The sequence below is a fragment of the Streptococcus pseudopneumoniae genome, from assembly GCF_001074565.1.
Taxonomy (GTDB): Bacteria; Bacillota; Bacilli; order Lactobacillales; family Streptococcaceae; genus Streptococcus; species Streptococcus pseudopneumoniae_J.
Genome location: NZ_JUQX01000018.1, coordinates 58,823 through 73,079 on the forward strand (window position 1 = coordinate 58,823; position 14,257 = coordinate 73,079).

The window sequence follows — 14,257 nt, forward strand, 5'->3', positions numbered from 1 at the left end:
GGAGAACCTCCTTAGTTTCCAATTGCAAAGGTAAGAGTACCACTCGCTGCAAGTTTGCCATCTACTTCAGCCTTTGCTTCAACCACGGCAATCGTACCACGACGTTTGACAAAGGTAGCCGTCATGACTAATTGATCACCTGGTACAACTTGCTTCTTAAACTTGACCTTGTCCATGCCAGCGTAAAAGACTAACTTTCCTTTGTTTTCAGGCTTGGACAATTCCAAGACACCCGCAGTCTGTGCCAAAGCTTCCATGATAAGAACACCTGGCATGACTGGGTATTGTGGAAAATGACCATTGAAGAAAGGTTCGTTGATCGTGACATTTTTAATGGCAACAATAGTATCTTCGCTCACTTCCAAGACACGGTCCACTAGGAGCATAGGGTAGCGATGGGGTAGAGCTTCTTTAATTCCTTGAATATCGATCATTTGATACGTACCAATCCTTTACCAAACTCAACCATTTCTTCATTTGAAACGAGAATTTCTGTCACCACACCATCCTTAGGTGCAGGAATTTCATTCATGACCTTCATGGCTTCGATGATTACCAAAGTTTGACCTTTTTTAACACTGTCTCCGACTGTGACAAAGGCAGGTTTATCTGGTCCAGCAGCCAAGTAAGCCACCCCTACAAGTGGACTCTCAACGACATCACCCTCTGGAGCAACAATCGATTCAGCTGGTGCTGGTGCTTCTACTACTGGACTCTCTACTGGAGTCGAAGGAGCTGAAACCGCTGGACTAGCAACCACTGCAGCAGGCGCTGAAGGAACTGGAGCTGGTGCTTCAGAAACCATTCTTCCTTCATTCTTACTGAACTGCAATTCGTCCTGTCCGTTTTTATAAGAAAATTCTCTCAAACTTGATTGGTCAAATTGAGCCATCAAGTCCTTGATCTCATTTAGATTCATAATTATTTATTCTCCCAACGTTTGAAAGCAAGAACCGCGTTGTGTCCACCAAAACCAAATGTATTTGAAATGGCATAAGGAATTTCTTGCCCCAAGCCTTGTCCATAAACGACATTTGCTTCGATATAGTCTGACAACTCGCTTGTTCCAGCTGTCATTGGTACATAGTTATGACGCATGGCTTCAATTGTAGCGATGGCTTCTACTGCCCCTGCAGCACCAAGCAAGTGTCCTGTAAAGGACTTGGTTGAAGATACAGGTACTTCTTTACCAAGGACAGCTACGATTGCGCCGCTTTCTCCTTTTTCATTAGCAGGAGTTGACGTTCCGTGGGCGTTGACGTAAGCCACTTGCTCTGGAGAAATTTCTGCTTCTTCCAAAGCTAATTTCATAGCCTTAATCGCACCTTGACCTTCTGGGTGAGGTGAAGTCATATGATAAGCATCACAGGTATTTCCATAACCAACTACTTCAGCCAGGATAGTTGCACCACGTTTTTCAGCATGTTCAAGGCTTTCAAGAACCAACATTCCTGAACCTTCTCCCATGACAAAGCCATTACGGTCTTTGTCAAACGGAATAGAAGCACGAGTTGGATCCTCTGTTGTTGATAGGGCTGTCAAAGCTTGGAAGCCAGCAATGGCAAAAGGAGTGATTGATGATTCTGATCCACCAACTAGCATGACATCTTGGAAACCAAACTTGATGGAACGGAAGGCATCTCCGATAGCATCATTTGACGAGGCACAGGCTGTATTGATTGATTTACAGATACCGTTTGCTCCGAAACGCATGGCAACATTTCCTGAAGCCATATTTGGCAAGGCTTTTGGAAGTGTCATTGGTTTAACACGTTTTGGACCTTTTTCATGAAGACGGATAACCTGATCTTCGATTTCCTTGATACCACCTATACCGGAAGCAACGATGACACCAAAGCGATCTTTATCTACCGTTTCTACATCAAGGTTAGCATGTGTCACTGCCTCTTGAGCCGCATACAAGGCATACAAAGAATAATCATCAAAACGGTTGGTATCTTTTTTGACAAAGTATTTATCAAATGGGAAATCTTGAATTTCAGCCGCATTGTGTACGGCAAACTCGCTGTGATCAAACTTAGTGATTTCACCAATTCCAATCTTCCCAGTCTGCAAACTGTTCCAAAATTCTTCTGGAGTATTTCCGATAGGAGAGGTCAATCCGTAACCTGTTACTACAACTCGATTTAGTTTCATCTGTCTTACCTATATCTTTCCTTATTTTTTACATGCTAAGTCCGCCATCAACAGCGAGAACTTGTCCAGTCAAATAATCTTGTCCAGCCAGGAACACTGTAGCATCTGCGATATGTTCTGCTTGTCCAAACTGTTTCATTGGGATTTGGGCCAATGTCGCTTCCTTGACCTTATCAGATAAAACAGCAGTCATATCTGACTCGATCATCCCTGGTGCAAGAGCATTTACACGCACATTGCGATTGGCAACCTCACGCGCTACTGACTTGGTAAAACCAATCAAACCAGCCTTGGAAGCCGCATAGTTGGCTTGTCCGATATTTCCCATCAGACCAACCACACTGGACATGTTGATAATCGCTCCTTCACGCGCCTTAATCATCTGTTTCAAGACAGCTTGAGTCATGTTAAAGGCCCCTGTCAGATTAATCTTAAGCACTTTTTCAAAGTCTTCTTCAGTCATCTTGAGCATGAGCATATCTTGAGTGATTCCAGCATTGTTGACCAAGACATCGACAGAACCGAGTTCAGCAATCGCTTGATCTACCATTCGCTTGGCATCTGCAAAGTCTGAAACATCACCTGAGATGGGTACTACTTTGACACCATAGTTTGAAAACTCAGCCAGCAATTCTTCTGAAATTGCCCCACGACTATTCAAAACTACATTAGCGCCTAGTTGGGCAAATTTGTGAGCAATGGCAAGTCCGATACCACGACTTGAACCTGTTACAAAGATATTTTTATTTTTTAGTTGCATTCTGTTCTCCTGTTTCCTGTTGTAATTTGTGGGAGAAGGGATCATTAGTTTCCTAACAAAGCAGCCAAGCTTGCTTGGTCTTCAACGTTAGCTAGCTTAGCTGATTTATCAATCTTTTTGACAAAGCCTGACAAGACTTTTCCTGGACCGATTTCAATGAAGTTGGTCACGCCAGCATCCTGCATGACTGCGATACTTTCGTAGAAACGAACCGGTTCCTTCACCTGACGCGTCAAGAGCTCTTGGATTCGGTCTTTTTCCATGATTGTAGCTTCAGTATTGCCGACTAGAGGGCAAATAAAGTCTGAGAAACTAATCCCCTCAAGAGCCCCAGCTAGCTGTTGGCTAGCTGGCTCTAGAAGGGCTGTGTGGAAAGGACCCGACACATTTAGGGGGATCAATCGTTTGGCTCCTGCTTCCTGCAAGAGTTGGACCGCACGGTCAACTGCAGCTACTTCACCACCAATGACGATTTGGCTTGGAGTATTGTAGTTAGCTGGAGTGACTATACCGACTTCAGAAGCTGTTTTACAAGCTTCCTCAATCACTTCTACTGGAGTGTTAAGGACAGCTACCATCTTCCCGGAGCCTGCGGGTGCCGCCTCTTCCATATAAGCTCCACGCTTAGCAACCAAGGCAACTGCCTCTTCAAAGTCCAAGGCTCCGCTAGCTACTAAAGCAGAATATTCCCCAAGGGACAATCCTGCTACCATATCCGGCTGATAACCCTTTTCTTTCAATAGACGGTAGATGGCAACCGAAGTCGCTAAAATTGCTGGTTGCGTATAACGGGTCTGGTTTAACTTGGTTTCTTCCTTATCAATCAGATCACGAAGGTCATAATCCAGTACTTGACTGGCTTGATCAATGGTTTCCTTGACGATAGGATAGTGGTCATAGAGGTCTCGTCCCATCCCTAGATACTGAGCACCTTGACCTGCAAATAGAAAGGCTGTTTTAGTCATTTCTTACAACTCCTGCCCAACGAGAGGCTTCTTCTTGAATTTTCTTGGCAGCGCCATAGTATAAATCTTTTAGGATTTCTTCGACGGTTTCTTCTTTAGAGACCAAACCAGCAATCTGACCTGCCATGACGGATCCACCTTCTACATCTCCATGAACAACAGCTTTGGCAAGAGCACCAGCTCCCATTTGTTCAAAGATTTCTAAATCTGGATTTTCTTGTTTAAAAGCATCTTTTTCAGCCTGCTCAAAGTCACGTGTCAACTGGTTTTTAATGGCACGAACAGCATGACCAAAATGTTGAGCTGAGATGGTTGTATCAATATCGCGCGCTTTGAGGATTTTTTCCTTGTAGTTTGGATGAGCGTTTGATTCCTTAGCTACTACAAATCGTGTACCAACCTGAATAGCATCCGCGCCTAACATAAAGGCTGCTGCCGCACCTTCACCATCAGCAATTCCTCCAGCAACAATAACTGGAATCGAAACAGCTGCAGCAACTTGACGAGCTAAGGTCATGGTTGTCAACTTTCCGATGTGTCCACCAGCTTCCATTCCTTCTGCAATGACCGCATCCGCACCGATTTTTTCCATCCGTTTTGCCAAAGCAACACTTGGAACAACAGGGATGACTGTGATACCTGCCTCGTGAAAACGAGACATATATTTACTTGGATTTCCAGCTCCTGTTGTTACTACCTTGACTCCTTCTTCGATCACAAGATCAACAATGTCATCAACAAATGGAGACAGGAGCATGATGTTGACTCCAAAAGGTTTATCAGTCAGTGCTTTAATCTTATCAATATTTGCCTTCACGACCTCTTTCGGTGCATTTCCACCACCGATAATCCCTAAACCGCCAGCTTTAGAAACAGCTCCAGCCAAGTCGCCATCAGCAACCCAGGCCATTCCTCCTTGGAAGATAGGGTAATCAATGTTCAATAATTCTGTAATACGTGTTTTCATAGTGCCTCCATCAGTCCTTGCTTACGTAATAGTTCGATTAGTATATTATTTGAGTCTCAAACTATTACCTAAACAAGAGGGAGTGGGTTTCCCCAACTCCTTCTATATCTTATTCGCTCTTATTTTGTTTTCTCTTCAACGTAGGCAACCAAGTCACCAACTGTTTTCAAGTTATCTTCTGCTTCGATTTGGATGTCAAAAGCATCTTCGATTTCAGAGATTACTTGGAACAAGTCCAAAGAATCTGCATCCAAATCATCAAAAGTAGATTCAAGTGTTACTTCTGATGCATCTTTTCCAAGTTCTTCAACGATAATTTCTTGTACTTTTTCAAATACTGCCATGATAGGACTCCTTTAAAATATAAAAATTTATAACAATGTGTTCACCACATGATTACCTAGATTGTAAGAATGAGCGTGCCCCAGGTCAAGCCTCCACCGAAGCCTGATAAAAGAATGGTCTGGCTACCGTCTAAACGGATCAACCCCTGATCCACACACTCTGATAGTAAAATCGGGATGCTAGCCGCACTGGTATTCCCATACTCCATCATATTGGCTGGAAGTTTGTCTCGGTCTACACCGATTTTTTTAGCCATCTTATCCAATATGCGGATATTGGCCTGATGAAGTAAGAGATAGTCCAAATCAGATGCCCCTACTGGACCTTCGTCAATGGTCTGCTTGATTGACCTAGCAACATCTCGAATCGCAAAATCAAAAACTGCTCGCCCATCCATCTTCAAAAATGCAGGAACTGCTTCTTGATTAGAGAAGGGGGGAGTCAAGGTCGTTTGCCCATAAGTTAAGCACTCGCTTCGAGCACCATCACTGTGTATACTCTCTGCAAGGAAGTGGCGGTTGTCACTTGTTTCCAAGAGAACTCCACCAGCACCGTCCCCAAAGAGTACAGCAGTCGATCGATCTGACCAGTCAACCGCCTTGGACAAGGTTTCAGCACCGATAACAATCCCTTTTTTGAACTGTCCAGATGTCAGAAACTTCTCAGCAGTTGAAAGTGCAAAAATAAATCCACTGCAGGCAGCTGTGAGATCAAAAGCAAAGGCTCTGTTAGCACCAATATTGGCCTGAACTCGCGCTGCTGTAGAGGGCATCATTGAGTCAGGTGTGATCGTTGCTACAATGATAAAATCGATCTGCTCAGCTTTTATGTTCGCCTTAGCCAGTAAACTTTTGGCAACTTCTGTCGCCAAATCACTCGTTGACTCCGTTTTTGAAATATGTCTTTGTTTAATTCCTGTACGACTTGAAATCCACTCATCGCTTGTATCCATGATTTGAGCCAAGTCTTGATTGGTGACCACTTGCTCGGGTACATAATGAGCAACCTGGCTTATTTTTGCAAAAGCCATTATTTCAAATCCTCCAAAAATTGATAAAGGTTAGTCAATCCTTTGCCCATAACATCCATTTCCTCAGGACTCATACCGTCGATAATTTTTTCGACCATGGCCTTGTGAAAACGTTTATGAAGGCGGTGGACTAGACGACCTTTCTTTGTCAAATGCAGATACACTACACGTCTATCCTGATCAGAACGAATACGCTCAATATAACCCTTTCTTTCCAGGTTATTCAAGCTCGTTGTAACCGTTCCAAGAGTTACCATCAGTTCCTTTGAAACCTTGCTTGGTGTTGCCTCCGGGAACTTCCCAATCACATCGATCGTGTGCATTTCTTTGATGGAGATGTCTTTGAATCGACTACCTCGTAAGCTAACCTCCTCGATCACAAGGACATTATTAAAAATGGATGTTAAATAATCATTTACTTGTTGGTAGTCCAAACTTTTTCCCTCCTCTTCAAAAAACTTTTACAATCAAAACATTTGATAGAGAAAGTATATCAAACTTCAAAAGATAGTGCAAGTATTTTTTTACTTTCCTGAAAATTTTGGTCGTCTTCTTTCTGAATGAGCCCGAACTCCTTCTTTAAAATCTTCGGTTTGAGCCAAGGATTCCTGCAACCTCAACTCTAATTCAGCATAATTTTGCCAATCCTTAAATTGGCTTTCCCAAACCAGCTTTTTAATTGCTGCATAGGAGTTAGCTGAACCGCGTCTGAGTTTTTTTAGAACTTGGTCTCGTGTTTTTTCCAGCTTATCTGCCTCACAGACTCGATAAACCACGCCCCACTCCAGAGCTTTTTCTGCTGTCAAGGCTTCTCCTGTCATTGCAAGCTGGGCTGCTCGTGTTACTCCTATACTACGACTTAGGAGATGAATACCTCCTGCATCAGGAGCCAAGCCAACCCCGACAAAGGCTTGAATGAACTTGGCCTTGTCTGTTGCTATACAAAAATCAACCGCTACTGCCATATTGGCTGCAGCTCCTGCAACGGCTCCATCTACTTCCATCAAAACTGGTTTTGGTATTTGCTTGATCTTATAGGAAATTGTATTGACCAATTCAGCGATTTTTGTCAGTGAAGGAATATCGTCCTCATCCACCGCCCGCTTCATCTCGACCAGGTCTCCCCCCACTGAGAAAACTTTTCCGTTCGCGTTAATCAAGATATACTGTACTGCTTGGTCCTGCTCTGCCAAGGTCAAAGCTTCTAAGATTTCCTCACACATTGGAATGTGAAAACCATTTGCCACTTCAGGACGATTCAGAGTAATAATAGCTAGATCATCTACGATCTGGTATAGGATATGATTCATAGCTTCTCCTTTTGTATGGTGATAAAATTATTTTATTATCAAAGTATACCTTTTTTGGGATAAAGGAACAAGAAAAAATCAATTAAAAGTGTCTCAGCCGATTATTTTACCTTCATTTATGAATTTGAGGAAAATTGACTTTCTTACTTTTTATCTATTTATCGATTGCCAGAATAAATTACCATTTGCTTCTATTAAAATAGGAAGATATTTTCTTCATTGAAAAAAGCCCCTCTTTCTGCTATAATCGTATAAAATACTTACTTGAGGAGTCCCTATGAAGGTTGTAAAATTTGGTGGAAGCTCTCTTGCCTCTGCTAGTCAGTTAGAAAAAGTTTTAAATATCGTTAAAAGCGATAAAGAGCGCCGTTTTGTGGTTGTTTCTGCACCGGGTAAACGCAATGCTGAGGATACCAAGGTTACAGATGCCTTGATCAAATACTATCGTGACTATGTGGCTGGAAATGACATCAGCACTAGCCAAAATTGGATTATCGACCGCTATGCGGCTATGGTGAGCGAACTAGGCTTAAAACCAACTGTTTTAGAGAAAATTTCTAAAAGTATCCGCGCCTTAGCGACTCTTCCCATTGAAGAAAATGACTTTCTCTATGACGCCTTCCTAGCGGCTGGGGAAAACAACAACGCCAAATTGATCGCAGCCTACTTTAACCAAAATGGTATTGATGCGCGCTATGTCCATCCTAGAGAAGCGGGAATTATCGTAACAAGCGAACCTGGAAATGCTCGCATCATTCCATCTAGTTATGACAAGATTGAAGGCTTGGCTGACAGCAACCAAGTCCTTGTTATTCCTGGTTTCTTTGGGGTTACTAAGGAAGATCAAATCTGTACCTTCTCACGTGGTGGATCCGACATAACAGGTTCCATCATTGCTGCAGGTGTCAAAGCTGATCTCTACGAAAACTTTACGGATGTTGACGGTATCTTTGCTGCCCATCCGGGTATCATTCACCAACCGCACTCTATCCCTGAATTGACCTACCGTGAGATGCGTGAATTGGCATATGCAGGTTTCTCAGTCCTTCACGATGAAGCTCTGCTCCCTGCCTACCGTGGGAAAATTCCTCTGGTTATCAAAAATACTAATAATCCTGATCATCCGGGTACTCGTATCGTTCTAAAGCATAGCAGTGATGAATTCCCAGTCGTTGGAATCGCTGGTGATTCTGGCTTTGTCAGCATCAACATGTCAAAATACCTCATGAACCGTGAAGTAGGATTTGGTCGCAAGGCACTACAAATCCTAGAAGATCTTAACATCGGATGGGAACACATGCCAACTGGTATTGATGATCTTTCAATCATTCTCCGCGGTCGCGAACTCACTCCTATCAAGGAAGAAGAAATTCTTCGTCAGTTGGTCCAAAAAGCTGAAGTGGATCATGTAGAGATCGAACACGATCTTTCCATCATTATGATTGTCGGAGAAAAAATGAAGAGTCACATCGGTGTAACAGCTACCGCAACACGGGCTCTATCAGAAAACAAGATCAACATCCAGATGATGTCCCAAGGTTCAAGTGAAGTTTCCATCATGTTTGTTGTCAATAAAGACCAAGAAAAGGCAGCTATCAAGGCTCTCTACCATGCCTTTTTCGATGAAAGTAAGGAAGACTAATTATGGCCCAATCTCTCAATAAAGTCATTGACCTGCAAACCACTGGAACATCTTATCTCTCTATCTCTGGAAAGGTTGGAAAATTTCTAGTCGGAGACCAAGCCTTGGAGTTTTATCCTGATGTCAATGTCGAACAATATATCCAAATCCCCTGGTCTAGCGTCAATCAAATCGGAGCCAACGTAAGTGGACGTAAAATCAGCCGTCACTTTGAAGTCTTTACCGATCAAGGTAAATTCCTCTTTGCCTCAAAAGACTCTGGAGCTATCCTCAAAATCGCTCGGGAAAAATTAGGAAACGACAAGGTCGTGAAACTTCCAACTCTACTCCAGACCATTGGACAAAAACTTAAAAATCTATTTGCAAAAAAGTAGAAACTTTAGTATAATCATAGCAACGGATAAGTAGGTTATCCTCTTCTTTCAGAAAGTCTGCGGGTGCTGCGAGCAGATAGGAGGGATAGGTGAAATTCTACCGTTGTTCACAATTACATATACAATCAAGTGCACACCTGTGAAGTTGGATGGAACCGTGGCCCTGCCACTCCAACGCTTTGTCAGGTGTGCTTTTTCATATAAAGGAGGACTTATGTTAGATATTAAACGTATTCGTACAGACTTTGATGCTGTCGCTGAAAAATTGGCTACACGCGGTGTAGATGCTGCTATCTTAAATGAGATGAAAGAAATCGATGCTAAACGTCGTGACATCTTGGTCAAGGTTGAAACTCTAAAAGCAGAACGTAACACAGTTTCTGCTGAGATTGCCCAAGCTAAGCGCAACAAGGAAAATGCCGATGACAAGATTGCTGCTATGCAAACCCTATCTGCTGAAGTCAAAGTCTTGGATGCTGAATTGGGGGAAATCGATGCTAAGTTGACAGAATTTACCACGACTCTTCCAAACATCCCAGCTGACAGCGTTCCTGTTGGAGCTGATGAGGACGATAATGTGGAAGTTCGCCGTTGGGGAACTCCGCGAGAGTTTGACTTTGAACCAAAAGCTCACTGGGATCTTGGTGAAGACTTAGGTATCCTTGACTGGGAACGTGGTGGAAAAGTGACGGGTGCTCGCTTCCTTTTCTATAAAGGTCTTGGCGCTCGTTTGGAACGTGCCATCTACAACTTTATGTTGGATGAGCATGGCAAGGAAGGCTATACAGAAGTCATCACACCGTACATAGTTAACCACGACTCTATGTTTGGCACTGGTCAATATCCAAAATTCAAAGAAGATACTTTTGAACTCAGCGATACCAACTTTGTCTTGATTCCAACGGCTGAGGTGCCCCTCACAAACTACTACCGTGATGAAATCCTTGACGGTAAAGACCTACCAATCTACTTCACTGCCATGAGTCCATCATTCCGTTCTGAAGCTGGTTCTGCAGGTCGTGATACACGTGGCTTGATTCGTCTACACCAATTCCACAAGGTTGAAATGGTCAAATTTGCCAAACCAGAAGAATCATACGAAGAACTGGAAAAAATGACAGCCAACGCTGAAAATATTCTTCAAAAACTCAACCTTCCATACCGTGTGGTTGCGCTCTCTACTGGGGATATGGGCTTCTCAGCTGCAAAAACTTATGACTTGGAAGTTTGGATTCCAGCGCAAAATACCTATCGTGAAATCTCAAGCTGTTCAAATACAGAAGATTTCCAAGCCCGTCGTGCCCAAATCCGTTACCGTGACGAAGCCGATGGCAAGGTGAAACTTCTTCATACCTTGAACGGTTCTGGACTTGCAGTTGGACGTACAGTGGCTGCTATTCTTGAAAACTATCAAAATGCAGATGGTTCTGTAACCATTCCAGAAGCTCTTCGTCCATACATGGGTGGAGCTGAAGTTATCAAACCATAAAAAATAAGGCCTAGCTAGAATATAGCTAGACCTTTTTTCGTAACCAAATCAGATAAGCACCTAAGACAAATAGCAAAAGACTTAAGCTAAAGAAAGTTTCCGCAAACACTAGATAATCTAAGAAAGGCAGTTTTACAATTCCTTGAGACATCTTGAGAGAGGTTGCTGAGATAATAGTGGGAAAGGTGAGGGCTGAGAAGGCTGTTTGAAAACCTTGTTTTAAAATTTTGGGCAAGCGAGTCAAAACGAAAATGAAAAACGACTGAGAGACAAGCATCAACAGTAGCAAGGCCCAGGTTGGCAGAGCAAGTCCACCGATACGCACCAGAGCTGCTAAGAGCAAAGAAAAAGGAGCACAGTAGATTCCTTCTTGCCCTAGTAGGGCTGGAGTCAATGGTTTTTTCTTTAAATCACTGTAAATCAATGGATAGAGAAAACAAGTAGCTAGAAAGCCGAAAGTCACCGTTAGGTAGGCAATCTGAATCAGGCCAACGACTGGATAGGTCAAGGCTGCCACTGCTATTCCCACATAAAGTACTGTCCAGCTTGGTGTTGCACTAGCTCTTTCCTCCACTCCCACAAAGCGACGAGAAAAATAAGCAATCAAAGCAAGATCCAAGATAAAGGAGAACCACCACAAAAGCTGGGCTAGGATAGACATAGACGGAACTAGTCGTAAGATATATGTTGAGAAAATCATCCCTGCCATGGGAAAAGTGGCCATGCCAGATAAGAGAGGGGCTTTGGTCAATTCTCGCTTGGTTTCAGACCAATTTCTTAGATGAAAAAGGAGAAAGAAGATCCATAAGACCAATCCAGTCAAACTAAATAAGTGCGATAGCACAGGCCAAGTATCCGCAATCAGGTTTCCTGCACCTGCCAAACCTAACAAACAACCAGAAAATACCAAGGGGAGTTTTTTCATGGCAACCTCCGTTAATCATATTATTATCAGTATAGCATAAAAACCCTTAAAATAGCATAGAAAAATGAAGACTGGATTGCTCAGCCTTCATTTTTTATTTATGATTCGAACTAGGCATAGGGTTGCAACTCTGGATTGATTGGCGTATCAGCTAGGTTGTTTGCATAATTGCAAAGGCTGGCTAGGCTGACTCCCAGAACCACGTCCAAGGCATTTTGTTGCGTATAGCCGACTTCTAAAAATTCACTAAGCGCTTCATCCCCTACACGACCCTTGGTATTGATGACTGCCAAGGTAAACTTAGCTAGGGTGTCCAATTTAGGATCTGTTTCAATCGGAGTGCGGTTGCGGAGAGCTTGGAGAAGATCATCATTCATCTGGATTTGTTTGATTGAAAAGGCTGTGTGACCTGCGACGCAGAAAGCACAACCATTGGTTACGGCAGCTGTGATTTGCACTACTTCTCTCTCAACTGGTGTCAGGCTGTTGCGACGGTTGATGGCTCCGACAGTTCGGTAGGCTTCAAGCGCGGTAGGAGCGTTGGCCAAGAGACCGATTAGGTTGGGAATATAGCCGTTGTTGTCTTTTTGTACTGTTTCAAGAACTTCTTTTACTTCTGCTGGTGCTGATTCTACTGTGTGGATTGTAAATGTTGTCATAAGAAACCTCTTTTCATTTTATTGTCATTTAGTCTATCATAGAATTTCACCCTTGGATAATATATATTTTCAATCGCCATGATAGGAATTGTCTATGAAATGAAAAAAATCACACTAAAAGTGTGATTGGGTTAGTGTTTAAAATACTTTTTAGTCTCAGCAATGACGACTGGCGACAAGACCAAAAGGGCAATCAAGTTTGGTAAAGCCATCAAGGCGTTGACGATGTCTGCAATAATCCAAACCATATCCAACTCGATAAATCCTCCCAACAAGACCATGACTACAAAGACTACACGGTAAAGCCAGATAAAGCGGACACCAAAGAGAAACTCGAAACAGCGTTCACCGTAGTAATTCCAGCCGAGAATTGTCGTAAAGGCAAAGAGAACCAAAAATATGGTCAAAAGAGCAGGGCCAAAATTTGAAAAAACTGTTGAAAAGGCTGACTGGGTCAAGGCAACTCCATTCAAATCACCACTCCAAACCCCAGTTACCAAGATTGTTAAACCAGTCAACGTACAGATAATGAGGGTATCAATAAAGGTTCCTGTCATGGAAATCAAGCCTTGCTCGACAGGCTCATTTGTCTTAGCTGCAGCCGCTGCAATGGGAGCTGAACCAAGACCAGATTCGTTAGAAAAGACTCCTCGCGCCACACCATTTTGGATAGCCATTCGAATGCTGGCACCTGCAAAACCTCCTACCGCAGCTACTGGGCTAAAGGCTGAAGTAAAGATCAGTGCAAGTGTGGCTGGGATTTTCTCGATATTGAAGAGAATAACTGTAAGAGTTCCTAGAATATAGACAATAGCCATAAAAGGAACCACTGCTGTCGAAACTTTTGATATGGATTTGAGGCCCCCAAAGACAGCAACCCCTACAAAAATGGATAAAATCAGAGCTGTGATAGCTGGATCAACTTGGGCTGTATTTTGAATGGATTCTGTAATCGAATTGACTTGGGTAAAGGTACCAATACCTAAAAGGGCTACCAATACACCCGCTAGGGCAAAGAAGATAGCAAGTGGACGCCACTTTTCTCCCATCCCCAAAAGAATGTAGTGCATGGGTCCTCCAGCTACAGCTCCATTTGCATCCTTGGTGCGGTACTTGATAGCCAGCAAGCCTTCGGCATATTTGGTCGCCATCCCAAAGAAGGCCGCCATCCACATCCAAAAAAGGGCACCTGGTCCCCCAACCTTAATGGCTGTCGCGACCCCGATGATATTTCCCGTACCAACGGTGGCTGCTAGAGCCGTACAGAGAGCGGCAAAGCTCGACACATCGCCGTGCCCCTTGTCCTTGGTAAAGATCAACTGAAAGGCCTTCGGGAGACGAGCTACCTGCAAAAGGCCTAATCGGATGGTCAAATAGATACCCGTCCCGACCAATAAGATCAAGAGGGGAGGTCCCCAAACGAAAGCATCAAGCGCTTTTAGCAATTCTAACATATCCTACTCCTATCTTTCAACCCCAAAAGAAAGAGCACATGCAAGATACATGTACTCTGGAATGCTTAGATAAATGCCAAAAAGCGGTCTATCCTAGCTCTGTCCTTTTACCTGAGAGTTTGAGCAGTTACCTGCCTTGCCCCTTCGGTGCCTTTACGGTCTCTCCAGAGTTCCGTCCAT

General features: G+C 43.3%; 16 protein-coding genes and 1 riboswitch. Of the genes, 3 read left to right on the forward strand and 13 right to left on the reverse strand.

From position 1 onward, the window contains the following. Positions 1 to 11 precede the first annotated feature (11 nt). The 10 genes from fabZ to ADI74_RS02040 all read right to left on the reverse strand — a co-directional run bounded on the left by fabZ (position 12) and on the right by ADI74_RS02040 (position 7,534). A complete protein-coding gene (fabZ, locus tag ADI74_RS01995) occupies positions 12 to 434 on the reverse strand; it encodes a 3-hydroxyacyl-ACP dehydratase FabZ (RefSeq protein ID WP_000565515.1) in 423 nt (140 codons plus the stop codon). Continuing rightward, positions 431 to 919, reverse strand: a complete 489-nt coding sequence (gene accB / locus ADI74_RS02000) for an acetyl-CoA carboxylase biotin carboxyl carrier protein (protein ID WP_049536710.1) — start codon at positions 917 to 919, stop codon at positions 431 to 433. Before accB ends, fabZ begins: the two co-directional genes overlap by 4 nt. 2 nt (positions 920 to 921) lie before the next feature. Next, positions 922 to 2,157, reverse strand: coding sequence for a beta-ketoacyl-ACP synthase II (gene fabF, locus ADI74_RS02005; protein WP_049536711.1), 1,236 nt, complete (start codon positions 2,155 to 2,157; stop codon positions 922 to 924). Between the two features lie 28 nt (positions 2,158 to 2,185). After that, a complete protein-coding gene (gene fabG, locus ADI74_RS02010) occupies positions 2,186 to 2,917 on the reverse strand; it encodes a 3-oxoacyl-[acyl-carrier-protein] reductase (RefSeq protein WP_049536713.1) in 732 nt (243 codons plus the stop codon). 44 nt (positions 2,918 to 2,961) lie between these two features. Next, positions 2,962 to 3,882 (reverse strand): ACP S-malonyltransferase, encoded by a 921-nt coding sequence (fabD, locus tag ADI74_RS02015; RefSeq protein ID WP_049536714.1) that lies wholly within the window; start codon positions 3,880 to 3,882, stop codon positions 2,962 to 2,964. Further along, on the reverse strand, positions 3,875 to 4,849 hold the full coding sequence (gene fabK / locus ADI74_RS02020) for an enoyl-[acyl-carrier-protein] reductase FabK (RefSeq protein WP_049536715.1): 975 nt from the start codon (positions 4,847 to 4,849) through the stop codon (positions 3,875 to 3,877). Before fabK ends, fabD begins: the two co-directional genes overlap by 8 nt. 119 nt (positions 4,850 to 4,968) lie before the next feature. Further along, positions 4,969 to 5,193 (reverse strand): acyl carrier protein, encoded by a 225-nt coding sequence (locus tag ADI74_RS02025; protein WP_000257839.1) that lies wholly within the window; start codon positions 5,191 to 5,193, stop codon positions 4,969 to 4,971. Between the two features lie 56 nt (positions 5,194 to 5,249). Continuing rightward, positions 5,250 to 6,224, reverse strand: coding sequence for a beta-ketoacyl-ACP synthase III (locus ADI74_RS02030; RefSeq protein WP_049536718.1), 975 nt, complete (start codon positions 6,222 to 6,224; stop codon positions 5,250 to 5,252). After that, entirely contained in the window at positions 6,224 to 6,658 is a 435-nt protein-coding gene (locus ADI74_RS02035; protein WP_049536719.1) for a MarR family winged helix-turn-helix transcriptional regulator, read from the reverse strand. Before ADI74_RS02035 ends, ADI74_RS02030 begins: the two co-directional genes overlap by 1 nt. A 90-nt stretch (positions 6,659 to 6,748) precedes the next feature. Further along, positions 6,749 to 7,534: an enoyl-CoA hydratase gene (locus tag ADI74_RS02040; RefSeq protein ID WP_049536720.1), complete on the reverse strand. Its 786-nt coding sequence runs from the start codon at positions 7,532 to 7,534 to the stop codon at positions 6,749 to 6,751. Positions 7,535 to 7,811: 277 nt separating this feature from the next. Here ADI74_RS02040 and ADI74_RS02045 point away from each other — a divergent pair, with 277 nt between their 5' ends. From ADI74_RS02045 to serS, 3 genes are all read left to right on the forward strand, one after another. After that, the gene (locus tag ADI74_RS02045; RefSeq protein WP_049536721.1) at positions 7,812 to 9,176 is read left to right on the forward strand and encodes an aspartate kinase; all 1,365 of its coding nucleotides are present in this window, start codon (positions 7,812 to 7,814) and stop codon (positions 9,174 to 9,176) included. A gap of 2 nt (positions 9,177 to 9,178) precedes the next feature. Further along, positions 9,179 to 9,550, forward strand: a complete 372-nt coding sequence (locus tag ADI74_RS02050; RefSeq protein WP_000079374.1) for a DUF956 family protein — start codon at positions 9,179 to 9,181, stop codon at positions 9,548 to 9,550. A 214-nt stretch (positions 9,551 to 9,764) separates the two neighbouring features. Next, a complete protein-coding gene (gene serS / locus ADI74_RS02055) occupies positions 9,765 to 11,039 on the forward strand; it encodes a serine--tRNA ligase (protein ID WP_000884222.1) in 1,275 nt (424 codons plus the stop codon). A gap of 25 nt (positions 11,040 to 11,064) precedes the next feature. On the opposite strand, the gene ADI74_RS02060 is transcribed toward serS, so the two are convergent. The 3 genes from ADI74_RS02060 to ADI74_RS02070 all read right to left on the reverse strand — a co-directional run bounded on the left by ADI74_RS02060 (position 11,065) and on the right by ADI74_RS02070 (position 14,077). Further along, the gene (locus tag ADI74_RS02060) at positions 11,065 to 11,964 is read right to left on the reverse strand and encodes a TDT family transporter (RefSeq protein ID WP_049536722.1); all 900 of its coding nucleotides are present in this window, start codon (positions 11,962 to 11,964) and stop codon (positions 11,065 to 11,067) included. A 110-nt stretch (positions 11,965 to 12,074) separates the two neighbouring features. After that, positions 12,075 to 12,623, reverse strand: coding sequence for a carboxymuconolactone decarboxylase family protein (locus tag ADI74_RS02065; protein WP_049536723.1), 549 nt, complete (start codon positions 12,621 to 12,623; stop codon positions 12,075 to 12,077). 131 nt (positions 12,624 to 12,754) lie between these two features. Continuing rightward, positions 12,755 to 14,077, reverse strand: a complete 1,323-nt coding sequence (locus ADI74_RS02070; protein ID WP_049536724.1) for an alanine/glycine:cation symporter family protein — start codon at positions 14,075 to 14,077, stop codon at positions 12,755 to 12,757. Positions 14,078 to 14,166: 89 nt separating this feature from the next. Further along, positions 14,167 to 14,255, reverse strand: a riboswitch (glycine riboswitch). Positions 14,256 to 14,257 lie beyond the last annotated feature (2 nt).